Below are 23,016 nucleotides of genomic sequence, written 5' to 3'. Positions count from 1 at the left end.
CCAGGGACCAGGGGGGCTGCCACGACTCGGCCTGCCCGGGTGGCCCGGGCAGCGCGGGCACCATCGCGGACGGCCCGAGGACGCCGATCGCGATCGTGAGGAGGATCGACAGGCCGCCCGCCGCCACGGCCACGGCCGGCCCGGCGACGGTCCGCGCTTCCACCCGAGAATTCCACCACACGGCCGGGCCGGTCACGCCCGTACGGGCGGCTACCCGCGCGGCGACCTGATCGTGGACAGGGTCTGCCGCACCACGGGCTCGCGGGCGGCGAGGGCCAGGCCGACGTCGCGAAGCTGCCGCGCCCGGTGCACCTGGGAACGCCAGTCGGTGCCGGTGGCCCGGTGCGACATCTCGACCTCGACCTCGACCACCCGGAAGCCCTTCCTGAGGAGGTCGACGGTCATCCCGGTCTCGACGCCGAAGCCGTGCGCGAGCGGGCGGGCCGCCTCGAAGGCGTCCCGGGTGAGGCACCGCTGCCCGTTGAGCGGCTGGGTCGCCTCCCAGCCGGTCAGCCGTTTGATCCCGTCGCGCGCCACCCGTACGACGATGCCGTGGCCGCCGAGCTTGACCCTGGTCGCGAACGTCGCGATGGTCATGTCGGCCTCGCCCGCCCGCACGGGCGCGATCAGCGGGAGGGCCGCCGCCGCCGTCTCACCCAGATCGGCGTCGAGGAACAGCAGGTGACGTGCGTGGTCCGCGTCCAGGAGGCCCGCGGCCTCCGCCCCGCTCTCCATCGCCGCGGCCTTGCCCCTGTTGCGGCTGTGCCGTACGACCCGGGCGCCGGCCGCCCTGGCCACCCGGCCGGTCTCGTCGGACGAGCCGTCGTCGACCACGACCACGAGATCCACGCCGGGCAGCTTCAGGGCGGCGCTCACGGTGGCGCCGATCCGTTCGGCCTCGTCCTTCGCCGGGATCACCACCGCGGTGTCCGGCTCGGGCACTGCCATGTCCCTCATACGCCTAGCCCTGGTGTTCGGCGGTGAGCAGATCGGCGGGCACCGCGTCGTACACGGTGAACACCGAGTCCAGGCCGGTGACCTGGAGAATCTTCCGTACCGCCGGTCTCGGCGCGGCCACCTCCAGCGTGCCGCCGCGCTCCCGCAGCCGCTTGAGCGCGGAGAGCAGCACGTTCATGCCCGTGGAGTCGCAGAACTCCACTCCGGACATGTCGATGACCACCCGGTCCGGCCCGGTGTCCAGCAGGCGGGTGAACTCCGTCTGCAACCGGGGCGCGGTATAGAGGTCGATTTCGCCGAATACGGCCATGACGGCCTGACCGGCGTGGGATTGCGTCGCGACTTTCAGCTCCACGACGCGCACACTAGCGTCGTCCCGGCCCCGGGTCACGTTCCACGGGTTTCGTCGAAGAGTCGTCCGCCCTTTGTCCCCGATTCCGGCCGCATGTAAACGCGGAGTGCGCGAAGCTTGACGCTGAGCGACACCGGCGTCGCCGGATGGAGGGCCCCGGAACCTCCGCGTCCTGGTCGTCACTTCGCGGAAGGAGGGCGGGCGCCTGGGAATGCCACCTGGATCTTCACCTCTTGGGAGATCCACGGCCAGAACCCGGAACAGTGGGCCCGACAGCATTATGAACAGTGACATTCCCGAAGATTTCCAGCGTCGCGTGCTGCGGGAGCATCTGGAGACGATCCAGGCGCACACCGAGAAGGCCTCGTCGTGGCGCGCCTCCGCAGAGCCGCTGCGCGGCCTGCTGAACCGCGAGGGGTACGTCCGGGTCAGCGCCCGCCTGGTCGGCGAGGACCTCGACTTCCTCGCCGAGGCCCGCGAGGAGCTGCTGTGCTTCTCCGAGCTCGGCATCCGGCTGCTCGACCTGCACCAGCCCAGGGACGCGGGCGGCATCTCCAGCGACCCGGCGAACCCGATCCTGCGGTGCAGGAGCTGCATGTGGCGCTGGCCCTGCCCCACGTTCCGCGCGATGGCGGAGGCGTTCACGCCGCGCCGCCGGGAGGCCGCACCGGGCCTGCCCTCCTGGCGGGGACAGCTCGAACCGCAGAGAGCCCCCGACCTCGGCTAGCGCATCGCCGCAGAAGGGGGCGGCAGTGTCCCGCGATGGTGCGGAACCGCCGCCCATTCTCCGTCGCAGCCTTGATTCGTCTATTGATTTTCGATAGATTTCCATCGTGTCTCGATGGAAGGGTGGGCCATGGGAAAGCTGACGGTGCTTGCGCTGCGCGCCGTGCTCGTGGTGGTGCTCGCCGGCACCGCGTTCGTACAGGCATTGATGGTGTGGGCGTTGGTCAGCGGGAGCGACCCGGAGGACGGGTCGCTCCCGCTGACCCCGCTGCGCGTGATCACGATCCTGGGCATGGTGTCGGTCCAGGTCGCCCTGGTCTGCGTATGGCGGCTGGTGACGATGGTGCGACGCGGAACCGTGTTCTCCCACGCCGCCTTCCGGTACGTGGACGGCGTGATCGGCGCGATCGTGGCGGCCGCCCTCGTGTGGTTCGCGGTCACGGTTCTCAACGCGCCGGGCCAGCGGGACGACCCGGGCGTCACCGTCATCATGGGCGGGGTCGGCGTGGCCATCCTGGGGGTCGCGCTCATCGTGCTCGTGCTGCGGATGCTGCTCGCCCAGGCCGTCGCGCGCGACGTCGAAGCGGCGCAGATGCAGGCCGAGTTGGACGAGGTGATCTGATGCCGATCGCCGTCGACATCGACGTGATGCTGGCCAGGCGGAAGATGTCCGTGGGCGAACTCGCGGACCGCGTCGGGATCACGCCCGCCAACCTGGCGGTACTCAAGAACGGCCGCGCCAAGGCGGTGCGCTTCACGACGCTCGCCGCCCTCTGCGAGGTGCTCCAGTGCCAGCCGGGCGACCTCCTGCGCTGGGAGGCCGACGAGGACGCAGCGGGCGCATGACGCGCCCCGGGCCGGGCGTGAAAACGTCTGACCCACCGGCCCACAAGACACGCCGCCGTTCGGGCGCGCCCGCTCAGGGCGTGAACTTTTCACCGCGGCCGCTTTCATGCGCGCCGGATCCCGGTCGTGGCCGGGGGTGGTCCGCAGGTCACCGCCGTGGTTTCCGCGCGGCGGGACGACCGGGCGGTATCGCCGCGTCCCACCGGTTGACCTGCGCCGTCGCGATGAGAACGTGAGGGTGATCGCGCGCAATCAACCGAGGGAAGGAGCCCGATGTTCCACACGATCCAGTCCCTGGGCGACCGCCTGCTCGCCCGCCTGGTACCGCGGGTCGAGGCGTCGGCCACCGTGCCGTGCTGGTGCATGCAGCAGCGGTGGTGCTGCTACGGCGGGAACTACGGCTACTACTGCGGCGAGGTCGGGACCTGCTGAGACCCGCCGTGGCGGGCCGCGTGCGGACGACACCCGCACGCGGCGCCGCTCCTCCGGCGGCCGGGAGCGGCCGGCCTGGATCGCCCGTCGCGAGCACCGCCCGGGTCACGCGAAGCCGGGCCTGATCCGTCAGGCACGACCCAGCGGCAGCGTGATCGTGAAACGGCAGCCGGGGCCCTCGTTGACCACGCCGATCTCCCCGTCGTGGGCCTCGACGATGCCGCGGGCGATCGCGAGGCCGAGCCCGGCGCCGCCGTCGGGGCCGGGCGTGCGTGCCGCCTCGCCGCGGAACGCGACGTCGAAGACCCGGGGGAGATCCTCCTCCGGGATGCCGCCGCAGCCGTCGAGCACCGACAGCCGGGCGGCCGTTCCGTCCGCCGCCGCGCGCACGAGGACCGTCCCTCCGGCGGGCGTGTGCCGGATCGCGTTCACGACCAGGTTGCGTACGGCCCGGCCGAGATGCCCGGCGTCGGCGTAGACGGGGACGTGCGGGTCGGCCTCACCGGACAGGCGTACCCGTTCGGCGCGGGCCAGCGGCTCGACGGCGGCCAGCGTGTCGGCCACGAGGTCGCCGAGCCCGGTGCGGGCGAGCGACAGCCGCAGCGAACCCGCGTGGATCCGCGACAGCTCGAACAGGTCCTCCACCATCCCGGCGAGCCGGTCGACCTCCACCCTGATCTGGACGTGGTAGCGCTTGACCGTCTCGGGGTCGTCGGCCACCCCGTCCTCCAGCGCCTCGACCATCGCCCGCATCCCGGCGAGGGGCGTACGCAGGTCGTGGCTGACCCAGGCGACGAGTTCGCGCCGCGCGCTCTCCAGCGCCCGCTCCCGCTCGCGGCCCAGCCGGAGCCGCTCGTACGCCTGCTCCAGGGCGGCGCCGATGGTCCGCAGCTCGGCCGGAAGCGGGGTGGGCGGCGGGGTGAAACGGCCCGAAGGCGGCACGTTCTCCACCGCGGTCACCAGGCTCCTGCTGGCGCGCACCACCGTACGCGCGTTCACCAGCGCCACACCGAGTCCGACGAGGCCGCCGATGGCGACGACGGTGAGCACGATGTTCTTCGGCCGCCCTTCGATGATCATGGCGAGCGTGATGGCGACCACCCCGGCGAGCGTCGCGGAGACCGTGACGGCCGCCACCACCGCGAGCATCACGCCGATCGACCGCCGGCGCAGCACCCGCAGCAGCGCCAGGCCCAGGGCCGCGATGACGAGGCCGAGCCCGGCGGCGACCGCGACGATCTGGACGATCACGACAGCGGCTCGTAGCGGTAGCCGACACCCCAGACGGTGACGATCCGCCGCGGGTCGGTCGGGTCCGGCTCGATCTTCTCCCGGAGCCTGCGCACGTGGACCGTCACGGTCGAGGAGTCGCCGAAGGACCAGCCCCACACCTGGTCGAGCAGCGCCGCGCGGCTGAACGCCTGACGCGGGTTGCGCAGCAGGTAGACGAGCAGGTCGAACTCGCGGGCGGTCAGGGTGATCTCCTGCCCGCCGAGGCGCACCTCGTGGGCGCCGACGTCCACCACCAGGTCGCCGTCCCGCAGGACGCCGGTTCCCGTCGGCACCAGGGCGCCCCGGGCCCGCCGCAGCACGGACTGGACGCGCAGGGCGAGTTCGCGTGGGCTGAACGGCTTGGTCACGTAGTCGTCCGCGCCGGTCTCCAGGCCGACCACCCGGTCCATCTCCTCGCCCAGGGCGGTCAGCATGATCACGGGAACCGGCCAGCGCTCCCGCAGCTTCCGGCAGACCTGAAGACCGTCGAGCTTGGGCAGCATGAGGTCGAGCACGAGCAGGTCGGGCGGGTCGGCCAGGGCCCGCCGCAACGCCTCGGCGCCGTCGCCCACGCACTCGACCTCGTGACCGTCCCGCTCCAGGTAGCGGGCGACCACCTCGGCGACGGTCGGGTCGTCGTCGACCACCAGGACACGGGCGGCGGGGTTCGCGGACATCGGACTCCTCGGGGAGGGCACGCCTCAACGGTAAAGCCGCGGGACGACCGCGCCGAGCCCCGTCACCGCCCCGTAAGAACAACCCGCGGGACCAGCGCCACCGCGGGGCCCGGGATCTTCCAGCGCACGCGAGTCGGTGGAAAACGGCGCCGATCACGATGATTCACGTGAAACCTCGGCGGCAGCGGGTAGGAGGACTCGTTTGGATCAAGCTCGCGCTTGTCGGACCTACCGCGTAGCGTGTGCCTATGGCCCGTACCGTACTGACCATTCTGGGGATCCTGCTGGCCCTGTGGCTGGTGTTCGCATTCGTCATCCCCGCACTGTTCGCGACGCTGAAGTTCCTGCTGATCATCGGGATCGTCGCCGCCGTCGCCGTGCTCGCGGTCACCGTCGTGGGGAAGATGTCCCGCTGACGTGAACGCTCTCCAGGCCGCCGTCACGTCACTCGTCCGGCTGCTCGCCGAACTGGTCACCGGATTGGCCGGCGGCTCCGCCGTGCCCTCCGTGGTGGCCTTCGCCGGCGTGGCCGGGGTGGCCGTGCTGGTGTTCGCCTGGATGCTCTCCCGGCTGACCGGGGTCCCCGCCGTCGTGCGGGGCCCGGGCAGACGTTCGTACGACGGTGAGACGGCGATGGTGAGGCTGCGCGATCCCGGCGCGCCCGGCCGCCCCCGTCCCCGCGCACCATCAGGAAGCCTCGCGCTCGCCTGACCACCGATCCGGTCGCGAGCGCCTTCGTCATGCCCTGAATTCAGACGAAAGGCTTCCCCATGTTCGACTTCGTGCTCGACCCCGCCTACCGGCTCATCGACGCGCTCAGCCACGCCACCGGCGCCGGGCTCGCGATCGTCCTCGTCACCCTCGCCGTACGGCTGGCGCTCCTGCCGCTGAGCATCCGCGTCGCCCGTGCTCAGCGCGTCCGGGTCCGGCTCGCTCCCCAGGTGGAGAAGCTCCGCAAGCGGTGGCAGAAGGACCCGGAGCGGCTCATGCGGGAGGTGAACGCGCTGTACGCGGCGGAGGGCACCAGCCCGTTCGCCGGATTCCTCCCGGGCTTCGCGCAGATGCCGTTCTTCATGGTCACCTACCGGCTGTTCACCACCGTGACGATCGCGGGGCATCCGAACCTGCTGCTCGCGCAGGGCGTGCTGGGAGTGCCGCTGGGGGAGCACCTGGGGGCGGCGGTCGCCGGCGCTGGCCTGTTCAGCCCGCCCGTGGTGGTCTTCGCCGTGCTGCTGGCGCTGCTCACCGTCGTGGCCGTGCTCGCCGCCCGCCGGGTGGAGCCCGCGGCTCCGATGCGGCGCCTGCAGGTCCTGCTCCCGTTCTGGACCGTGCTCGCGGCGGCCTTCCTGCCCCTCGCGGCGGGCGTCTACCTGCTCGTGAGCACCGCCTGGGCGACCGCCGAGCGCGCGGTGCTCTACCCCCGGGCCGCCTAGGCCCGCCGGGGCCGGCGCCCGGGCGATCAGGGGTGAGATGGAATCCTGCTCCCTGTGACCGATGCGTACTCGATCAGCACGTGGGCGGGCGGAGACGGCCGGGAGGGGCTGCGCGCGCTCCTCGCGGCCTATCACCTGCGCACCGAGGAGGAGAAGGGCGTCCCGGTGCCCGGCGTGGCCGAGCTGCCCGAGCGATACCGGGCGGAGGTCGAGGACCCCGGAGCGGCCTTCGCGCGGGACGTCGTGCTGGTCGCGCGCCGCGCCGGGACCGCGATCGGCTGCGTGGTGCTGACGGAGCCGGTCGGCGGGCGAGCGGAGATCAAGCGGCTCTGGGTGGACCCTGACGAACGCGGCAGGGGCGTGGCCGGGGCGCTCGTCCGGGCCACGCTGACCCGGGCGCGGGAGGCCGGCCTGCGCTCCGTACGGCTGTCGGTCTGGAGGTGGCGGGCGACGGCGATCGCGCTCTACGAGCGGCTCGGCTTCGCGGTCGTCCCGTCGTGGGACGCGCGCGAGGACCTGCTCTGCCTGGAGCACCCTCTCGGCCGACCGTGACCGGGCGCTCAGCCGACCTCGCGCAGAATCCTGGTTTCGGACGGACCCTGATGTCCGTTACGGTCCGGGGTCGCGACCAGGACGACGGCCCACACGGTGGTGATCTCCGCCTCGTGCCGGACCCCCCAGCGCTCGGCGAGATACTCCACGATGCCCAGCCCCCGTCCGCCCAGTGACGACAGCGTCGGACGGCCCGCCCGCGGCTCGGTGTAGGCGCCGCCGTCGCTCACGGCCACCTCGACCTGGGCGTCCGAGCAGTACCAGGCCACCCTGAGCTGTCCGGACGGGAGAGGGTGGGCGTGCCGCAGGGCGTTGCTGAGCAGTTCACTCAAGATGAGCACCACGTCGTCGACGGCGGTCGCGAGCAGCCCCGCCCCCTGTAGTTCGGCGCTGAGGCGCTGGCGTGCGACGGCGACGCTCGACGGTGCGTACGGCAGCATCACGACGCTCGACGCACTCACCTCCCCGATTCCCCCGACTCCCCTTGCACAACGTTTCCCCTTGCACAGCCCAGTACGACCGAAATGCCCCGTCGTATCAGCCGGGAAACCGTGCCCCGGATCACAGCTTGTGCACATTGGACAATAGATCAGTCGCCAAATCGCGACGCCACGCTCCGGACCGTCCCGCCGGAGTGAAGATCCTCCGCATCGCCCGCCCTGGTCAGCCCGGTGAACCCGGCCGGCCCGGCGGCGTTCTCCAGCGCCTCACGAACGCTCCGATACGCTGCCTCCACGCGATGAACAGAAAGTTGGGCGCCCATGTCCACCGAGGACCTCGAAGCCCTGCTCCGCGTGACCACGCCGGGCTACGTCGGCCTGGCCCCGCCCGAGGTGGCGTTCGGCACCACGGACACGCCGGTCGGCCGCCTGGTCCTCGCGGTGACCGCGCGCGGCGTGCTCGCCTGCACCTACGAGGACGAGCACGCGGTCTTCGCCCGGGTGACCCGCGCCGTCGGCTCGTTCATCGGGCCCGACCCGCGCCGCCTCGATCCCCTGCGCCGTGAGCTCGACGCGTACTTCACCGGCAGGCTGCGCACCTTCTCGCTCTCCGTGGACCCGCGCCTGGTCACCGGCTTCTCCCGCACCGTGATCCAGCTGATGCAGGGCGTGCCGTACGGGAGCGTGACCACCTACCAGGAGATGGCCGAGCGGATCGGGCGGCCCCAGGCGCCGCGCGCGGTGGCCGGCGCCCTGTCCGGCAACCCGCTCTGCCTGCTCATGCCCTGCCATCGCGCGGTGGAGGGCCCGGGCTCGCTCGGCGGGTACGCGGGCGGCAAGGCGGCCAAGGAGCACCTGCTCCGCCTGGAGGGCGCGCTGCCCTGATCAGCCGTACGGGCTCAGGCGCCCGTGCGATCAGACCCCGTGCGATCAGGCCCGACGCCGGGCGAGCCGGCCGGGCACGGACAGCGCCGCCGTCGCCAGCGCGGCGACCAGGAACGCGGCGAGCGCCGCGTTCATCCACGGCTGGTGGACGAACCCCACCGCGTCGCGGACGTCGGCCCAGAGACCATCCCACCAGGCCACGGTCGGGGTGATCGTCACGATCCAGTACGCCGCGAACCCGAGGACCCACGGCACGACCATCGGCCAGCGCGAGGGGGCGTCCTCGGCCGTGTTCCACCGGGCGGCCCCGCCGAGCAGGAAGTAGTCGACCACGAGGACCGCGAACATCGGCACGAAGACCGCCCCGATGACGGTGAGGAACGCGCCGTAGGAGTTCACGTCGGCGATCAGCGCGATCAGCGTGGTGAGCACGCCGATCACGACCGAGATCACCCGGCGGTCCCAGCGCGGCGCGAGGTTCTGGATCGACACGGTCGTCGAGTAGACGTTCGCGAACGACTGGTCGGCCTCGCGCAGCACCAGGACGCCGAAGAACAGGAGCCCGAGCGGGGCGGCCACGAACGGGTCCCACACCTTGTCGGGGTCGTTGCCCACCAGCGCCAGCGCGGCGATGCCGAGGGCCAGGCAGGCGACCTGCGCGATCGTGTAACCGGCCACCACCCCGGTGAACGCCGCGCCGCTCGACCGCGAGTGCCGCGCGTAGTCGGCGGCCATCGGCACCCACGACACCGACAGCGCGATCACGTAGTCGACGGCCGGGGCGAAGGCGTCCCAGGAGCCGCCGCCCACGGAGGGTCCGCGGGTGAAGAGGGCGACCGACAGCCAGATCATCGCGACCACGACGCCCGCGGTGACGTAGCGGCGCAGCAGGCGCAGCGCGCCGAGCGGCCGGATCGTCAGCGCGATCGTCAGCGCGCCCGCCGCGACCGCCCACACCGCGTACGGCACCGCCGTCCCCGACAGCGCCTGCGCGCCCTGCGCGATGACCCACAGCTCGAACGCGCCCCAGCCGAGCATCTGCACGATGTTCAGCACGGTCGGGACGTACGACAGGCGGGCCCCGAACAGGCCGCGCAGCAGCACCATGGCGGGCCGGCCGGTCCGGGCGCCGGGGATCGCCGCGAGGCCGACCATCGCGGTGCCCACGAGGCTGCCGACCACGGCGGCCAGCACCGCGGCGGTGAACGTCAGGGGCTTGCCGCCCAGGGGATCGAGCAGGAACAGCGCCCCCGAGAAGCCGAGGAGGCTGACGCCGAGGTTGGCCCAGAACGCCCCCTGGTCGAGCAGGCCGAGGGTCTTCGGGACCTCCTCGTCCAGGGTGAGCGGAACCTCCGCATGCGCGTCGTCGACGACGGCGGTCATCACACGCTCCCTACGCCGGCATTATCCGGACAGGTTCAGGCGGTCGGCAGCGGCTTAGCTGCCCTCTCAGCCCGGTGCCCCGAGCTCCCGCGACTTCCTATGCAGTTGGCGCCCTCATCCTGCCTCATCAGAGGCACTCTGACCACAGTGAGACACATCACGTCCGTCTCACTACTACCGTCCGTCGTCGTACTGCTTTGTGCGAGGGGACCGTGCGCCAGCCCCGTCGGCAGTCGAGGCAAAGCCCGGCTCCTCCAGGTCAAGCCCAGCCGTGCGGCCGGGACAACCAGCGGGCGAGGAAGCTCACCGGGAGCAGGTACACGCGAGGCAGGGCTTGACCCTCCGTCCCCGGCCCGCTGTCGCTTCGCGATGGGTCGACGGCAGACGAGAGATCAGGCCAGCGGATAATGTGCGGGTCCGCACGAACGTGGGAGAACCCGGTGGTTCGAATGCGAATGTCCGCGCAGGAGGCCGTCATAGGTCTGATGAGCTTGGCATTCATAGAGATCCGCACCATGAGTTACCGTCGCGATCCGACGCTCCTGGGGTGGATTGACGGCCCGGAGGATTACCACGAGCAGATACGAGTAATCGCGGATATATGCCACAACTTGCCCGGAAGTCTTCGCTCGCGCAGCAAGCGGCAACGGGAGCGAAGGGCTGGTGAGAGCCTGAGACTCCTTCTGCAGGGAGCAGACGACGCACATACTCAATGGGTCCGCACCCGTCTTGACGAGCTCGGATATGACTACCACTCGTTGCTCGGGAAGCCTGATCGAGAGGTCAGGGAAGAGCCAAAGGTATGAAGCTTATGCCACCCGCTACCTCTGACGATTACGCCTGGCAGAGCGATTGGGAGGAGATATACACGGTCACGTTCGTCTGCGGCCACGATGAGCGGGAGACGCTGCGCAGGTTCGGGGTCGCCCAGGCGGACATGCGGCCGTACAACTGGGAGGACATCTGGGAGCGTGTCGAGGAGACCGACGGAGAATCCGACCTGGTCGTCGTGACCCACCTGAACGGGTGGACGATCGCCTTTGAGGCTTGCGGTTGGGAAGGCAACCGGCCGGAGACGTTGCGTGAGCTGTCCCGGGGAGGCGAGGCGGTTTCTGTCATGCGGCATGACTACGCCGCATCCCACCACTTCGCGCATGCGGTCGACGGTGAACTGCGCACAGCCTTCCGGCTGGAGTCGCCCCAGGAACGCTGGGGAGCCCAGCCCGACGCCCTGAACGCAGAAATGCGCGAGCTCGGACTCACGCCTTCAGGACCGCAGGAGAAGTCCCGGTACCGGCACGAGATCGTGGCGCTCGCGCTCGCGCTGGCCAGCCGCCTCTCCGGGGTCCTGTTCCACCGGGACATGGTCGAGAGTGACGCTCTGCTCGGCGGGATTATCACCGCTCCCGTACCCGATGACCCGCAGTAAGCTCCCCGCCGATCCGCCCTGCGTGTCCAACTGCGTGGCAACGCCCACGGACACCAGCGGACGCTAGCGGACGACGATGGACTCTCCTCACAGGTGGAGAGCCAAAGAGGCCAGTTCTAACGACTGTCGCTGTTGCCTGATAACGAAGCGACCCTACGTTCAGGCGTGTGCCGTCCTCCTATAGGGCCTACTCTCTGCGCGTGAGCAGGAGGCGATACGTCGCCAGAGGCGTGCCCGGCGGCTACCGGATCTGGGACAACAAGGCCCGTCGCTGGTGGGGTGACCTCTACGAGCTATGCCCCGACGACCTTCTGAACGAGTTGAACGGCGAGAAGAACAGCGAGAAGATCACCGCGCTGCTGCAGCAGTACCGGATCCAGAAGCGGTAGCGAACTGCTGTGTGCAGCAGCGAAGTACAGCAACACCACCTCACACAGGCACCCACGGCCGGGCCGCAACCACCTAGCGAGCAGGGCGGGAAGCCCTCTACCTCGTGGCTGGCTCCCGTTTGCAAGCAGGCGGTCATGCCGATGCGCCAGCAGCGCGGGCAGGTACCGGGAGGCTTCAGGGCACAGTCAGGGCGCATGAACGCGAAAAGCAATGCGAAACGATGGGAACCGGCGAGCGCTGAAAGGGCAGCTCGACGCGCGTGGAGCAGCCGTCGCAGGTCAGTCGGCAGGACGGATCAGATCTCGATGATCTAAGGTAGCCGTCCGAGGTCGAGCCCGCCCATGGAATTAGTAGCGTCGATCCAGGGGTTCGACCAAGCTGCGGAGCTCGCGCGCCCGCCGGCAGGACATCGCCAACATTACCGCTTCCAGGTACTCACGGGCCTGCCACGGGTCTCCGCAGCAGGCCCATTCGGTGCAACCGCCGCTCTCGTAGTTCCAGAGGCGTCGATTCGGTTCGTGGACGAAGATCCGCCAACGCGTAAAGGCAGCCCCGACCGAGCCCGGCCATGGGTGCGTCTTCCGGCGCTCGATACGCCGCACTTCGGCGAGGGCTGCCGAGGACAGGCCAGGGATAATCGTGGCGTCGTCCTGCATCCGGGGCTGGCGCGGAAGCCCCGCGCGGACGCGGCCAGGCCGTCTACGCGGCATCGACCTTTCTGCTGATCGTCATGTCAGGCATCTTCCCACCAGCCGGTGGGCTTTGCCATGGGCGGGGGCACTTTGGGGGCACACGGTGCTGGAAATCACTGGCAAGCAATGACAACGAACGGAAGCTTAATTGCAGGCCAGCCGCAGGGTAGGGCGATTCCGTGCAGGTAGGGGCCACGCCAAATTAGAACCTGGCCTACAGACCGACTGCTTCAACTGACGACAGGTTAGGAGCCGGGGCCGGCAGACCGCGCCTTATGTTCCTGACTGATGCCCAGACATGCGACCACGCGCAGAGTGTCAGCAGATAGGAAGATCTGGAAGTGGTATGCGGGGGTCACGCTCTTGACGTAGCCGACCAGAACAACTTCAAGACCGCAGGCATCGAGGCGAACGACAGCATCGGCAAAGCCGATAGACGAGACGCCACGCCGACGACTCAGGCGTTCGCGACGCCGGTAGATACCGACGAGGTCACGGGTGGAGACGGGTGTTGGCCAGACCTCATAATCTCCTCCGGAGACCAGTGCGCGACGACATGCGGCGCCAGCTTCCCCAGCATCACTCAGCAGATCGGCAAGAGCACTCCGGTCCACAGGAGCAGCATTGCACGGCTGACGGTCAGGGGCGCTGCGCCAGTAGGCGACGAGCGCCCGTAGCGGCCCGTAAGCAGGGCAGGTCTCGGAAGACTCCAGGGCACAGCCAGGGCACATGCACCCGAAAACCAGCGCGGAACGATGAGAAGCGATGAACGCCTACAGCCCAGCTCAGCGCGTGAGGTGGGAAGTCGCCGCAGGTCGGCCGCCAGGACGGATCAGATCTACGACGTGTGATCCCGTGGTGTGCGAGAGGATGAGCCTGTGCCCTCCGGCTCCAGCTCTGCTTCGGCAAAGACGCGAGACCGAGAAGCTGTCGAGCGTATCCTTGGTCGCCCTCTGAGTCAGACATGGCCTGCCGGCGCGTTGCCGCCTGGAAGCCGGGTCACGGTCCTAGGCGACCCCGCCAGGGGCTGGCCATGGCAGGAGGAGTTCCTGGGAACGATCGACGACATGGGCGCGCCCGAGCCGGTTCAGCATCCGCATGCACACCCCGAAGAACTGGAGTACTGGGTTACGTTCGATGAGGCTCAGAAAGACAGCGATAGGTGTGGGCCTTATCGCAAAGCCCGGATTTGGGGCCGCCATCTGAGGCTTGAGCCACCCGCCGATTGTCTCTAGCGGGCCGGGGAGCTTTGGGGAAAAGCGTTGGCAGGCAATGGCAACGAACGGAAGTGTTCTCGCAGGTCGTATGTGGTGCGGGGCGATTCACCGCAGGTCGGGAGCGTGTGAATTCTGAACCCGACCTATAGGCTGACTACGCAGATCGACATGGCGAACCGAGCGATGAGGCTGCCGGCCAACACTCGCTCGTTAAACGTCCAACCAAGCGACTTACGAAGCCGGCAGCTACTAGCCGTTGGAAGGCCCCATCGACGCCATCCGGGTACGGCTGCTCGACGGCGAAGCCCTTCTTGGCGTACTCGGTGATCCGCTAGGTGTCGCCGACCAGCATGTTGATTACGCGGGGTCTACATCCCCGTTTTCCTACGCGACGTAGGGGTTCCCTCCGGTTTCGCTCACCATCGGACGTCCGGCGGCGGCCCAGGACATCATCCCGCCGTCCACGTTGACGGCCTCGCGGCCGATGTGGTTGAGCCACATGGCGGCGTGCGCCGACCGCCCGCCGACCCGGCAGACGACGTACACCGGCCGGTCCAGCGGCACCTCGTCCACCCGCGCCTGCAACTCGCCGAGCGGGATGTGCACGGCCTCCGGGGCGTGTCCCGCCCGCCACTCCTCGTCCTCGCGGACGTCCAGCAGGTACGCGCCCTCGGGCAGGGCGTCGGGGGCGATTTCCGGCAATGTCATGCGCCCATTCTGGCGGCACACCACGCATGCCCGGGCCCGCGCCGGGAGCTGTGACCCACGGTGGTCCACGCACCGCCCACACGAGGACCACCAGACTCCCCAAACTTCCCTATACATCCCTTTATGACGTATGTTTGAGGAGTGATGGTCTACAAATCCGAAGCCGGTCGACTGGAGATCCTCGACCACTACCGGCGGGTGCTGGACGCCTGGCCGGTTCCGGCCGAGCACGTGCGGGTGCCGACTCGCGAGGGCGAGACGTTCGTCCTCGTCTCCGGCCCCCGCGACGCGCCGCCTCTCGTGCTGCTGCACGGCTCGGGCGCCAACGCGTCCATGTGGCGGGGCGACGTCTCCACCTGGTCCCGCCACTTCCGCACGTACGCCGTGGACCTCGTCGGCGAACCGGGCCTGAGCGCGCCCTCGCGCCCCGCCCTGGACTCCGACGCCGTGGCGCTCTGGCTCGACGACGTGCTGGACGGGCTCGGGATCGCCGGCGCCGCGTTCGTCGCCACCTCCCTCGGCGGCTGGATGGCCCTGGACTACGCCGTCCGCCGCCCGGAACGGGTGACCCGCCTGGCCCTGATCTGCCCCGGCGGCGTGGGACGGCAGAAGGTCGGCTGGATCCTCAAGGCCCTGCTGACCCGCCCGTTCGGGGGTGGCGGGGTGCGTGAGTCGGCGATGGCCGTCGCGGGCCTGGACGGGGAGCGGGACCGGCAGGCGCTCGACGCCGTCGTCCTGACGTTCACGCACTTCAACCCGCGCAGGGAGAGGCTTCCGGTGTTCTCCGACGACGCGTTGCGCGGCCTCGCCATGCCGGTCCTCGTCATCGCGGGAGACCGCGACGCGATGATCGACTCCCGCCAGACCGCGCGACGGGTCCGTAAGTCGGTCCCGCACGCGACCGTCCGCCTGCTCCCCCAGGTCGGTCACGCCGTCTTCGGCCAGGCCGAGCCGATCGCCGAGTTCCTCCGGGCCTGACACCGGCCCTGGTGGAGCGGCTCCACCGGGGCCGGCCCTCCTCGCGGGCCTACTTCAGCAGGCGCGACAGCCGCCGGTCGGCCAGCGGCTTGCCGCCCGTCTGGCAGGTCGGGCAGTACTGCAGCGACGAGTCGGCGAACGCCACCTCCCTGATCGTGTCGCCGCACACCTCGCAGGGCTCGCCGGTGCGGCCGTGCACGCGCAGGCCCGACTTCTTCTCCGACTTGAGGTCCTTGGCCGCCAGGCCGCGGGCCCGCTCGACCGCGTCCCGCAGCGTGCTCACGATCGCGTCGTGCAGGTCGGCGATCTGGCCGTCGGTCAGCGTCCCGGCGACCTTGAACGGGGACATCCGCGCGACGTGCAGCACCTCGTCGGAGTACGCGTTGCCGATGCCCGCGATCACCTTCTGGTCGCGCAGCAACCCCTTGATCTGGGCCCGGCTCCCGCCGACGATCGTCTTGAGCAGGTCGGGCGTGAACTCCTCGGCGAGCGGGTCGGGCCCGAGCCCGGCCACCCCGGGGACGTCGCGGGGGTCCCGCACCACGTAGACGGCGAGGCGCTTCTGCGTGCCCGCCTCGGTCAGCTCGAACCCGGGGGCGCGGCCGTCCTCGCCGGGCGACAGCCGTACCCGGACCGCGAGCGGGCCCTTCCCCGGCCGCACCGGTCTCGCGCCCGTGAGGTCGTCGCGCCAGCGCAGCCAGCCGCCGCGGGCGAGGTGGGTGACGAGGTGCAGGCCGTCGCAGTCGAGGTCCAGGAACTTGCCGTGCCTGGCCACGGCGGTGATCGGCAGTCCGCCGAGCGAGGTGACGGGCGGGTCGACGGTCTTGAGCGCCTGGAAGGCGGTCACGTCGACCCCGATGATCGCGTGGCCGACGGCGTGCTCGCGGAGGAACCCGGCGAGCGCCTCGACCTCGGGCAGCTCCGGCATGTCCCCACACTAATCGCAGCCGTCAGGGCACGTCCCAGAACGCGAGCTCGTGCTCCATGCCGCGTACGAACAGTTCCCGGGCGCGCGCCGGGTCCGGGGCCGCCTCGTCGATCATCTCGCCGATCCGGGCGGCGAGCGCGGCGAAGCCGGGGTCGGCGTAGGTGTCCACCCACGCCCGGTAACGCGGCTCGGCGGGCGGGTCCTCGGCGAGGAGCCGCCCGAGCGTCGAGTAGCCCCACATGCAGGGGTAGAGCGCCGCCAGCCCCTCGCCGTAGCCGGCCGCCGCCTCCAGCAGGAACGACGTGTATGCCGCGCAGGCCGGGCCCTTCACCGCGCCGTCCAGGTCGGCGCCGAAGCCCGCGGCCAGCGACCGGTGCAGGTCGAGTTCCTCGTGCCAGGTCGCGTGGGCCAGGTCGACCAGGTCGCCGAGGTGGCCGTCCGGCGCCTGCCAGGCCAGCCGGGAGAACACCCTGACGTAGTCGAGCAGGAACAGGTAGTCCTGTTCCAGCCACGACCGGAAGACCGGCTCGGGCAGGTCTCCCGCCGCGATGCCGCGTACGGTCGGGTGGGCGAGCTGGGCGTCGAGCATCGGCCGTCCGATGGCGTGCAGGTCCGCTGATATCCCCATAAGTACTCATTTTCGCGGTAAGGGAAGAGTTAGGCTCGATGCCGTGACTCTGACGATCGCCGAGGAAGTGCTGCTGCTGGCTTACCGGGAGGACACCGGGAAGCCGGTCATCGGGTCCGTGGAGCTCGACGCCGCCCTGGCGGGAGCCGTGGTCGCCGAACTCGCCGTGACCGGGCGCGTCGATTTCGACGACAAGAAGCTGGTGGTCACGGACAACGCGTCGCTGGGGGACGAGGAGCTGGACCAGGCGCTGGCCCGGATCTCCGGTGAGTCCCGGCGGCACAAGGCGGACTGGTGGGTGGGCAAGCTCCGCATGGGCGGGCTGCGCAAGCGGCTGCTGACCCGGCTCGCCGTACGCGGCGTGCTGAGCGAGCAGAAAGGCAAGATCCTCGGGATCTTCCCCACCACCCGTTATCCGGAGCTCGATCCGAGCCATGAGCAGGCGGTGCGGGACCGCGTCCGGAACGTGCTGGCCGGGGCCCGGCCCGACGAGCGGACCGCGGCGCTGATCGCGGTCGTCCACGCGGCGAAGCTCGACCGCGAGGCGTTCCCGGACGCGCCGAAGGGCCGCGTCAAGGAGATCGCCCAGGGCGAGTGGGCCGGCGAGGCCGTACGCAGGACGATCGCGTCCGTGCACGCGGCCGTCCTGGCGGCCACGACCGCGGCGACCACCGCCGCGACCACCGCGTCCATCAACTGACGCCGCGCTCGGGCCTCCGCCGGAACCGGCGCCGGGGACGGCGCGGCGGCCGCGGCGTCACTTCGTGATGACGTCCTTCGGGACCTGCTTGTCGGCGGCGAGCGCCTCGAACAGGCGCAGCGCCTTCTGCGTGTCCCACTTCACGACGGCCTGACCGCCGATGGTCGGCAGCGAGCCGATCGGGACGGCCGTCGTGACGGGTCCGCCGCGCATGGCGAGGCCCACCGACAGCAGGTCGAACAGGCCGGTGCCGGGGTCGACGGCGACCGAGTCGGCCGCGTTCAGCGCCAGCGGCACCGAGGTGAAGGGGTTGAGCAGCGTGCCGGGGCTCGCCGCCTTCTGGACCACCGCGGAGAAGAACTCCCGCTGCCGCTGGGTGCGGTCGAAGTCGGGAATGGCGCCGGTCTTCCTGGTGCGCACGTAGCCGAGCGCGGTGCCGCCGTCCATGTCCTGGCAGCCCTTCTTGAGGTTGATCCCGGCCTTGTGGTCGTTGATGTCCTGCTTCACGCAGATGTTGACCCCGCCGATCGCGTCGACGATGCCCACGAACCCACCGAAGCCGATCTCCATGTAGTGGTCGATCCGGATGCCGGTCACCCGCTCGACCGCCCTGGTCAGCAGCTTCGGCCCGCCGAAGGCGTAGGCCGCGTTCAGCTTGCCGCTGCCGTGCCCCTCGATGGGGACGTACGAGTCGCGGGGAAGGCTCACCAGCGTCGGCCGGCCGTCCTCCGGGATGTGGAGCAGCATCATCGTGTCGGTGCGCTTGCCGACCGCCTTGCCGGTGGCCAGCTTCCTGCGCTGCGCGGCCGTGAGGCCCGCCCGGCTGTCGGAGCCGACCAGCAGCCAGTCCTCGCCCGGCGTCTCGGCGGACCGCCCGTCGTAGTCGGTCATCGCCTCGACCGAGTGGAGCCTGGCACTGATCAGGAAATACCCGGCGACGGCGGCGACCAGCAGGAGCACCAGCAGCACCACGACGATCCGGACGACGGCCCTGCCGGTCACCCGGGGGCCACGCCTGCCGCCGGACCCACCGCCACGCCCGCCACCGGACCCGCCACCGAATCCGCCCCCGGACCCGCCGCCGTCCCTGTGCGGGGCGTCCTCGGGGGCCCTGGGCGTCCGCCCGCTCCCCCCGATGGGGCGGACCGGCGCGCTGCCCGAGCGCGGCTTGCCGTACACCTTGGAACGGGCGCGGGGGACCGTGTCGTCCCTGCCGGACCCCCTCCCGGACGCTCCGCCCGGCCCCTCGGCCCGGTTCCCGGACCCGGGCGCCCCGAGCGGGGCAGCCTGGGGCTCCGCCGGGCGGCGGATCGCCCGGGTCGCCTCGTTCTCGTCGGCCACGTGAAATCCCCAGCCCCTCAGCGTCCTGACCACCGCTTTGACCTCACCGGCGGAACTCTTTGCCGATGGGCCCCCTCCTTCACGGTACTCAGGCGGCTTCTAAGCAGCCAGTAAACGCCGCCGGGAAACACAGGAGAGATTCCAGCCGTTACGGTGGTATACGAACCACGCGAAAGGATCGACGTGTCCGTTCCGGACCCCTGGAGTACCGGCCCGTGCCTCGGCACGGGCTCTCATGATCATACGGCGGCCGCCCGATGAGCGCTGCCCTCGGTCTTCTTGCCGTTCTCGTCCTGACCCTCGCCACCGGATTCTTCGTCGCGCAGGAGTTCGCCTTCGTCGCCGCCGACCGCGGCGCGCTGCGCGAACAGGCGGCGGCCGGCGACGACGCCGCCCGCCGTGCCCTCGACGTCACCGGACGGCTGTCGTTCATGCTCTCCGGCGCGCAGCTGGGGATCACCGTCACCACCCTGCTGGTGGGCTTCATCGCCCAGCCCGCGACGTCGGGCGTGCTGCGCGGCCCCCTGGAGGCCGCCGGGCTGCCCGGCGCGGCCGTGCCCGGCGTCGCCGTGGCGCTCGGCGTCGTGATCGCCACCGTCGTCCAGATGATCATCGGCGAGCTCGCCCCCAAGAACCTCGGCATCGCCCGGCCTGAGGAGGTCGCCAAGGCCCTCGGCCGGCCGACCGAGATCTATCTCGCGGTCGCCGGGCCCGTCATCCGCCTGTTCGACACGGCAGCGACCAGACTGGTCCGCCTGTTCGGCATCGAGCCGGTGGAGGAGCTCGAACACGGCGCGACCCCCGAGGAGCTCTCGCGCATCGTGTCGGAGTCCGCCGCCTCCGGGGAGCTGCCGCCCCGGCTGGCCGAGACGCTGGAGCGGGCGCTGGAGTTCGGTGACCGCACCGCCGAGGACGTGATGGTCCCCCGCCCGCGCGTGGTCTCGCTGCGCGCCGAGTGGCCGGTGTCCGACCTTCTCGACGCCCTGCGCACCCAGGGTCACTCCCGCTACCCCGTCCTCGGCACCGACGCCGACGACGTCGTCGGCGTGACCGGGCTGACCGAGTATCTGAAGGCCGGATCCCCGGCCGACGGGCTCGTCGGCGGCATCACCCGCGCGCCGGTCCTCGTCCCCGCGACGCTGCCGCTGCCCGAGCTGCTGCGCCGGATCACCTCCGCCGGCGAGACGTTCGCCTGCGTGATCGACGAGTACGGCGGGCTCGCCGGCGTGGTCACGATGGAGGACCTCGCCGAGGAGCTGGTCGGCGAACTGGTGGACGAGAACGACCCCGAACCCCTCGGCGTCGTGCGGCGCGGCGACCACGTCTGGGACGTGCCGGGCACGCTCCGCCTCGACGAGGTCGAACGCGCCACCCATGTCCGGCTGCCCGAGAGCGAGGACTACGAGACCGTCGCCGGGCTCGTCCTCGCCGCCCTCGGCCGCATGGCGGAGCCGGGCGACGAGGTCGTCTCCCGCCTCGTGCCCGAACCGCACCTCTTCGAGGACGAGGAGGAGGACACGCGGCACGCCGTGCTCACGGTCCAGAGCGTGCGCCGCCGGGTTCCCGAGTGGATCCGGCTGTCGACGGAGGCGGGGGAGCGGCGGGAGGCCGAGGACGCCCGCGTGGCGGCCCGTGAGCCCTCCGGCGGCGCCTACTACGCCCCCGAGCTGTTCTCGGCGTTGTTCCAGGGCAGGCCCGCATGAGTTCGCTGACCGGAGTCCTGCTCGGCATCGTCCTGCTCGCCGCCAACGGCGTCTTCGTGGCGGCCGAGTTCGCCCTGGTGTCCGCCCGCAGGCACCGGCTGGAGGAGATCGCCGCCGGCGGCGGCCGGCTGGCCAAGATCACGGCTCGGGCGGCGGTGCGCGGCGGGCGCGAGCTGTCGCTCATGCTCGCCGGGGCGCAGCTCGGCATCACCCTGAGCTCGCTGGGCCTCGGCATGGTCGCGGAGCCCTCCATCGAGCACCTGCTGGAGCCGGTGCTCGCGCTGCTGCCGGAGTCGCTGCGCACGCCGGTCGCGTACGTCGTGGCGCTCGCCCTGGTGACGTTCCTGCACATGGTCGTGGGCGAGATGGCGCCCAAGTCGCTGGCGCTCACCCACCCCGAGCGCGCCGCGATGGGGCTGGCGCTGCCGTTCCGCGGCTTCGCCTGGATCGTCCGCCCGGTCCTGGCCACGCTGAACGCGGTGACCAACGGCATCCTGCGGCTGCTCGGCGTGCACGCGCGCGACGAGCTCGCCACCACCCGGACGCCCGGGCAGCTCGCCATGCTGGTCGCCGAGTCGGGCCGGATGGGCATGCTCGACCGCGACGAGCACGACCTGCTCACCCGCGCGCTGCGGGTCCACTCCCAGCCGGTGGAGCGCCTCATGGTGCCCGTGAGCGAGGCGCCGTCGGTGCCCGCCGGGGCCGACGCCCAGCTCGTACGGCGGACGGCGGTGCGGGTCGGGAGCCTGCGCATGCTGGTGGTCACCCCCGACGACGTGGTCGGGGTGTGCCACGTCCGCGACGCCGTCGTGCGGCCCGATCACCGGGCCGGTGAGCTGGCGACCCCGGTCCCCCGCATGGCGAAGGGCACCACGATCTCCGACGCCGTGACCCTGCTGCAGGAAGCCCACGCCCAACTCGGGCTGGTCACCGACGCGGGCGGCGCCCCCGTCGGTGTGATCGATCTCACTACCCTGCTGGGCGAGCTGCTGGTGGCCTGACCCGCCGGACTCGCAAGCGCGCGGAAAGTGGTTTGAAAGCCGGTCTCCGGAGAATGTGCAGTGCGCGATCGAGGGGCCCCGGCCATCGGGGCCCCCGGCGCGTCACGACCTGTGGACCGGGGCCCGACGCCGTACGGGCCGGAAGGAGATGCCCGACGTGTGTTCACTCCCGACCACGTGGGGCCAGGGCTCGTGTGGCACAAAGAGAAAGCCCCGCCGGGAGGAAGCTTTGCTTCCGACCGTGCGACGCGGCTTGTCCGGCCGGGGGTTCCAGGGGGTTGCCCCCCTGGGTGGCACAAAGAGAAAGCCCCGCGGGAGGGAAGCTCTGCTTCCGACCGTGCGAGGCTGCTTTCTCGTGGGCAAGGGGGGAGTTGAACCCCCACGTCCTTTCGGACACACGGACCTGAACCGTGCGCGTCTGCCATTCCGCCACTTGCCCTTGCGGTTGGCCCCCATCTCTGGGTGCCTGGAAAGGTTAGCACGTATCCGCCCGTGCTACCGAACCCGGATACGATCCTCATCAACGACGATGCGATGGAGCTCAGCGAAGCACCGGAGCGGTCGCGACCATAGACGCGAGTGGAAGGGAGGTATCCGGTGGGAGTCCTTCAGCGCTTCGAGCGCAGGCTCGAAGGGATGGTTGAAGGGGCCTTCGCGCGGGCGTTCAAGTCCGACCTCCAGCCGGTCGAGGTTGCCAGCGCCGTGCAGAGGGAGATGGACGAGCGCGCCGCGATCGTCGCTCAGGGTCGCACGCTCGTGCCGAACGACTTCGTGGTGGAGCTGTCGACGACCGACAGCGAGCGCCTGGAGGTGTACGCCGACAGCATCAGCCACGAGCTCGCCACGCTCGCCCGGGAGTACGCCAAGGAGCAGGGGTACTCGTTCGTCGGGCCGGTGCGGGTGCGCTTCGAGACCGCCGACGACCTCGCGGTCGGGCTGTTCCGCATCCGGTCGGGCGTGATCCGTGGCGCCACGGTCGAGCAGGACGAGATCCGGCAGCCTCCGAGCGACCTGCCCGCCAGCCGGCCCAGCGCGTTCCAGGGCCGCCCCCGGCTGCTCGTCTCGACCCAGGACGACCCCCAGGGGCAGCGTTCGTACGAGCTGACCACACCGGTGACGTTGCTGGGACGCGGAACCGATTGTGATCTACGACTGGTGGATCCCGGCGTATCGCGGCATCATGCCGAGCTACGGGTAGAGGGGCCACAGGTCGTGCTCGTGGACCTGGGGTCGACCAACGGCACCTTCGTCAACGGCCAGCCGGTCCGCAGAGTCGAGATGCAGGATGGGACGAGGGTGACCCTCGGCCGCACGACACTGGTGTTCCGGCGCGATTAGAGGTAACA

The 23,016-nt window shown here is 70.8% G+C and carries 26 protein-coding genes, 1 tRNA gene and 1 riboswitch; of the genes, 16 read left to right on the top strand and 11 right to left on the bottom strand.

Going from position 1 to position 23,016, the window contains the following annotated elements; genetic code table 11:
- Window positions 1-210 precede the first annotated feature (210 nt).
- Together HHX37_RS02205 and HHX37_RS02200 are read right to left on the bottom strand one after the other, a co-directional pair.
- A complete protein-coding gene (locus tag HHX37_RS02205; RefSeq protein WP_182881887.1) occupies window positions 211-948 on the bottom strand; it encodes a glycosyltransferase family 2 protein in 738 nt (245 codons plus the stop codon).
- A 13-nt stretch (window positions 949-961) separates the two neighbouring features.
- Window positions 962-1,312, bottom strand: a complete 351-nt coding sequence (locus HHX37_RS02200) for an STAS domain-containing protein (RefSeq protein ID WP_117409882.1) — start codon at window positions 1,310-1,312, stop codon at window positions 962-964.
- 313 nt (window positions 1,313-1,625) lie between these two features.
- Here HHX37_RS02200 and HHX37_RS02195 point away from each other — a divergent pair, with 313 nt between their 5' ends.
- The 4 genes from HHX37_RS02195 (at window position 1,626) to HHX37_RS02180 (ending at window position 3,313) form a co-directional block, all read left to right on the top strand.
- A complete protein-coding gene (locus HHX37_RS02195; RefSeq protein WP_244301676.1) occupies window positions 1,626-2,036 on the top strand; it encodes a hypothetical protein in 411 nt (136 codons plus the stop codon).
- 129 nt (window positions 2,037-2,165) lie between these two features.
- Complete coding sequence (locus HHX37_RS02190; protein ID WP_117409859.1) at window positions 2,166-2,657, top strand: DUF2975 domain-containing protein; 492 nt, start codon at window positions 2,166-2,168, stop codon at window positions 2,655-2,657.
- Window positions 2,657-2,881 carry a helix-turn-helix domain-containing protein gene (locus HHX37_RS02185; RefSeq protein ID WP_138459643.1) on the top strand — a complete coding sequence of 75 codons (225 nt, stop codon included), beginning with the start codon at window positions 2,657-2,659 and terminating at the stop codon, window positions 2,879-2,881. Before HHX37_RS02190 ends, HHX37_RS02185 begins: the two co-directional genes overlap by 1 nt.
- A 273-nt stretch (window positions 2,882-3,154) precedes the next feature.
- On the top strand, window positions 3,155-3,313 hold the full coding sequence (locus tag HHX37_RS02180; RefSeq protein WP_165900884.1) for a hypothetical protein: 159 nt from the start codon (window positions 3,155-3,157) through the stop codon (window positions 3,311-3,313).
- A gap of 129 nt (window positions 3,314-3,442) precedes the next feature.
- On the opposite strand, the gene HHX37_RS02175 is transcribed toward HHX37_RS02180, so the two are convergent.
- Together HHX37_RS02175 and HHX37_RS02170 are read right to left on the bottom strand one after the other, a co-directional pair.
- Window positions 3,443-4,564 carry a sensor histidine kinase gene (locus tag HHX37_RS02175; RefSeq protein ID WP_310740238.1) on the bottom strand — a complete coding sequence of 374 codons (1,122 nt, stop codon included), beginning with the start codon at window positions 4,562-4,564 and terminating at the stop codon, window positions 3,443-3,445.
- A complete protein-coding gene (locus tag HHX37_RS02170) occupies window positions 4,561-5,262 on the bottom strand; it encodes a response regulator transcription factor (protein WP_138459644.1) in 702 nt (233 codons plus the stop codon). Before HHX37_RS02170 ends, HHX37_RS02175 begins: the two co-directional genes overlap by 4 nt.
- A 248-nt stretch (window positions 5,263-5,510) precedes the next feature.
- Here HHX37_RS02170 and HHX37_RS02165 point away from each other — a divergent pair, with 248 nt between their 5' ends.
- Genes HHX37_RS02165 through HHX37_RS02150 form a run of 4 tightly spaced genes read left to right on the top strand, consistent with a single transcriptional unit; the run spans window position 5,511 to window position 7,247 of the window.
- Entirely contained in the window at window positions 5,511-5,678 is a 168-nt protein-coding gene (locus tag HHX37_RS02165; RefSeq protein ID WP_182884327.1) for a hypothetical protein, read from the top strand.
- Window position 5,679: 1 nt separating this feature from the next.
- Window positions 5,680-5,973, top strand: coding sequence for a DUF6412 domain-containing protein (locus HHX37_RS02160; RefSeq protein WP_182881885.1), 294 nt, complete (start codon window positions 5,680-5,682; stop codon window positions 5,971-5,973).
- Between the two features lie 59 nt (window positions 5,974-6,032).
- Window positions 6,033-6,695: a YidC/Oxa1 family membrane protein insertase gene (locus HHX37_RS02155; protein WP_182884326.1), complete on the top strand. Its 663-nt coding sequence runs from the start codon at window positions 6,033-6,035 to the stop codon at window positions 6,693-6,695.
- 54 nt (window positions 6,696-6,749) lie between these two features.
- A complete protein-coding gene (locus HHX37_RS02150) occupies window positions 6,750-7,247 on the top strand; it encodes a GNAT family N-acetyltransferase (protein ID WP_310740237.1) in 498 nt (165 codons plus the stop codon).
- An 8-nt stretch (window positions 7,248-7,255) separates the two neighbouring features.
- On the opposite strand, the gene HHX37_RS02145 is transcribed toward HHX37_RS02150, so the two are convergent.
- Window positions 7,256-7,708 carry an ATP-binding protein gene (locus HHX37_RS02145; protein ID WP_310738206.1) on the bottom strand — a complete coding sequence of 151 codons (453 nt, stop codon included), beginning with the start codon at window positions 7,706-7,708 and terminating at the stop codon, window positions 7,256-7,258.
- 300 nt (window positions 7,709-8,008) lie between these two features.
- Here HHX37_RS02145 and HHX37_RS02140 point away from each other — a divergent pair, with 300 nt between their 5' ends.
- Entirely contained in the window at window positions 8,009-8,572 is a 564-nt protein-coding gene (locus tag HHX37_RS02140) for a methylated-DNA--[protein]-cysteine S-methyltransferase (RefSeq protein ID WP_117409866.1), read from the top strand.
- Window positions 8,573-8,617: 45 nt separating this feature from the next.
- Here HHX37_RS02140 and HHX37_RS02135 read toward each other — a convergent pair whose 3' ends face one another.
- Complete coding sequence (locus tag HHX37_RS02135) at window positions 8,618-9,955, bottom strand: purine-cytosine permease family protein (protein ID WP_182884325.1); 1,338 nt, start codon at window positions 9,953-9,955, stop codon at window positions 8,618-8,620.
- Window positions 9,946-10,056: riboswitch (TPP riboswitch) on the bottom strand. Its footprint overlaps the gene before it by 10 nt.
- A gap of 710 nt (window positions 10,057-10,766) precedes the next feature.
- Here HHX37_RS02135 and HHX37_RS02130 point away from each other — a divergent pair.
- The gene (locus tag HHX37_RS02130; protein ID WP_182884324.1) at window positions 10,767-11,384 is read left to right on the top strand and encodes a DUF6461 domain-containing protein; all 618 of its coding nucleotides are present in this window, start codon (window positions 10,767-10,769) and stop codon (window positions 11,382-11,384) included.
- Window positions 11,385-11,584: 200 nt separating this feature from the next.
- Window positions 11,585-11,773 (top strand): hypothetical protein, encoded by a 189-nt coding sequence (locus HHX37_RS02125; RefSeq protein ID WP_182881881.1) that lies wholly within the window; start codon window positions 11,585-11,587, stop codon window positions 11,771-11,773.
- A gap of 2,294 nt (window positions 11,774-14,067) precedes the next feature.
- On the opposite strand, the gene HHX37_RS02120 is transcribed toward HHX37_RS02125, so the two are convergent.
- On the bottom strand, window positions 14,068-14,391 hold the full coding sequence (locus tag HHX37_RS02120) for a rhodanese-like domain-containing protein (RefSeq protein ID WP_182884323.1): 324 nt from the start codon (window positions 14,389-14,391) through the stop codon (window positions 14,068-14,070).
- Window positions 14,392-14,535: 144 nt separating this feature from the next.
- Here HHX37_RS02120 and HHX37_RS02115 point away from each other — a divergent pair, with 144 nt between their 5' ends.
- Window positions 14,536-15,369, top strand: coding sequence for an alpha/beta fold hydrolase (locus HHX37_RS02115; protein WP_182884322.1), 834 nt, complete (start codon window positions 14,536-14,538; stop codon window positions 15,367-15,369).
- Between the two features lie 49 nt (window positions 15,370-15,418).
- Here the strand turns inward: HHX37_RS02115 and HHX37_RS02110 are convergent, their stop codons facing one another.
- Together HHX37_RS02110 and HHX37_RS02105 are read right to left on the bottom strand one after the other, a co-directional pair.
- Window positions 15,419-16,297 (bottom strand): Fpg/Nei family DNA glycosylase, encoded by an 879-nt coding sequence (locus tag HHX37_RS02110; RefSeq protein ID WP_117409870.1) that lies wholly within the window; start codon window positions 16,295-16,297, stop codon window positions 15,419-15,421.
- 22 nt (window positions 16,298-16,319) lie between these two features.
- Window positions 16,320-16,925 (bottom strand): TenA family protein, encoded by a 606-nt coding sequence (locus tag HHX37_RS02105; protein WP_117409871.1) that lies wholly within the window; start codon window positions 16,923-16,925, stop codon window positions 16,320-16,322.
- A 43-nt stretch (window positions 16,926-16,968) separates the two neighbouring features.
- Between HHX37_RS02105 and HHX37_RS02100 the strand changes: the two genes are divergently transcribed.
- Complete coding sequence (locus HHX37_RS02100; protein WP_182873092.1) at window positions 16,969-17,625, top strand: GOLPH3/VPS74 family protein; 657 nt, start codon at window positions 16,969-16,971, stop codon at window positions 17,623-17,625.
- A 57-nt stretch (window positions 17,626-17,682) separates the two neighbouring features.
- Here the strand turns inward: HHX37_RS02100 and HHX37_RS37485 are convergent, their stop codons facing one another.
- Window positions 17,683-18,966 (bottom strand): LCP family protein, encoded by a 1,284-nt coding sequence (locus tag HHX37_RS37485; RefSeq protein ID WP_310740236.1) that lies wholly within the window; start codon window positions 18,964-18,966, stop codon window positions 17,683-17,685.
- Window positions 18,967-19,223: 257 nt separating this feature from the next.
- Between HHX37_RS37485 and HHX37_RS02090 the strand changes: the two genes are divergently transcribed.
- On the top strand, window positions 19,224-20,669 hold the full coding sequence (locus HHX37_RS02090; RefSeq protein WP_182881877.1) for a hemolysin family protein: 1,446 nt from the start codon (window positions 19,224-19,226) through the stop codon (window positions 20,667-20,669).
- Window positions 20,666-21,670: a hemolysin family protein gene (locus tag HHX37_RS02085; RefSeq protein WP_182881876.1), complete on the top strand. Its 1,005-nt coding sequence runs from the start codon at window positions 20,666-20,668 to the stop codon at window positions 21,668-21,670. Before HHX37_RS02090 ends, HHX37_RS02085 begins: the two co-directional genes overlap by 4 nt.
- 356 nt (window positions 21,671-22,026) lie before the next feature.
- Here the strand turns inward: HHX37_RS02085 and HHX37_RS02080 are convergent.
- Window positions 22,027-22,109, bottom strand: a tRNA-Leu gene (locus HHX37_RS02080).
- Window positions 22,110-22,267: 158 nt separating this feature from the next.
- On the opposite strand from HHX37_RS02080, the gene HHX37_RS02075 reads away from it, so the two are divergent.
- Window positions 22,268-23,008 (top strand): FhaA domain-containing protein, encoded by a 741-nt coding sequence (locus HHX37_RS02075; RefSeq protein ID WP_117409875.1) that lies wholly within the window; start codon window positions 22,268-22,270, stop codon window positions 23,006-23,008.
- Window positions 23,009-23,016 lie beyond the last annotated feature (8 nt).

The organism is Microbispora sp. H10885 (genome assembly GCF_014161415.1).
GTDB lineage: Bacteria > Actinomycetota > Actinomycetes > Streptosporangiales > Streptosporangiaceae > Microbispora > Microbispora triticiradicis.
The sequence above is the reverse complement of the archived record's forward strand: the minus strand, read 5'-3'. Positions and strand labels throughout refer to the sequence as shown.

Coding starts and splice junctions, on each gene's coding strand:
- HHX37_RS02205 (WP_182881887.1), bottom strand. CDS start 948: ATGGCAGTGCCCGAGCCGGACACCGCGGTGGTGATCCCGGCGAAGGAC.
- HHX37_RS02190 (WP_117409859.1), top strand. CDS start 2,166: ATGGGAAAGCTGACGGTGCTTGCGCTGCGCGCCGTGCTCGTGGTGGTG.
- HHX37_RS02185 (WP_138459643.1), top strand. CDS start 2,657: ATGCCGATCGCCGTCGACATCGACGTGATGCTGGCCAGGCGGAAGATG.
- HHX37_RS02180 (WP_165900884.1), top strand. CDS start 3,155: ATGTTCCACACGATCCAGTCCCTGGGCGACCGCCTGCTCGCCCGCCTG.
- HHX37_RS02170 (WP_138459644.1), bottom strand. CDS start 5,262: ATGTCCGCGAACCCCGCCGCCCGTGTCCTGGTGGTCGACGACGACCCG.
- HHX37_RS02165 (WP_182884327.1), top strand. CDS start 5,511: ATGGCCCGTACCGTACTGACCATTCTGGGGATCCTGCTGGCCCTGTGG.
- HHX37_RS02155 (WP_182884326.1), top strand. CDS start 6,033: ATGTTCGACTTCGTGCTCGACCCCGCCTACCGGCTCATCGACGCGCTC.
- HHX37_RS02140 (WP_117409866.1), top strand. CDS start 8,009: ATGTCCACCGAGGACCTCGAAGCCCTGCTCCGCGTGACCACGCCGGGC.
- HHX37_RS02135 (WP_182884325.1), bottom strand. CDS start 9,955: ATGACCGCCGTCGTCGACGACGCGCATGCGGAGGTTCCGCTCACCCTG.
- HHX37_RS02130 (WP_182884324.1), top strand. CDS start 10,767: ATGCCACCCGCTACCTCTGACGATTACGCCTGGCAGAGCGATTGGGAG.
- HHX37_RS02120 (WP_182884323.1), bottom strand. CDS start 14,391: ATGACATTGCCGGAAATCGCCCCCGACGCCCTGCCCGAGGGCGCGTAC.
- HHX37_RS02115 (WP_182884322.1), top strand. CDS start 14,536: ATGGTCTACAAATCCGAAGCCGGTCGACTGGAGATCCTCGACCACTAC.
- HHX37_RS02110 (WP_117409870.1), bottom strand. CDS start 16,297: ATGCCGGAGCTGCCCGAGGTCGAGGCGCTCGCCGGGTTCCTCCGCGAG.
- HHX37_RS02105 (WP_117409871.1), bottom strand. CDS start 16,925: ATGGGGATATCAGCGGACCTGCACGCCATCGGACGGCCGATGCTCGAC.
- HHX37_RS02090 (WP_182881877.1), top strand. CDS start 19,224: ATGAGCGCTGCCCTCGGTCTTCTTGCCGTTCTCGTCCTGACCCTCGCC.
- HHX37_RS02085 (WP_182881876.1), top strand. CDS start 20,666: ATGAGTTCGCTGACCGGAGTCCTGCTCGGCATCGTCCTGCTCGCCGCC.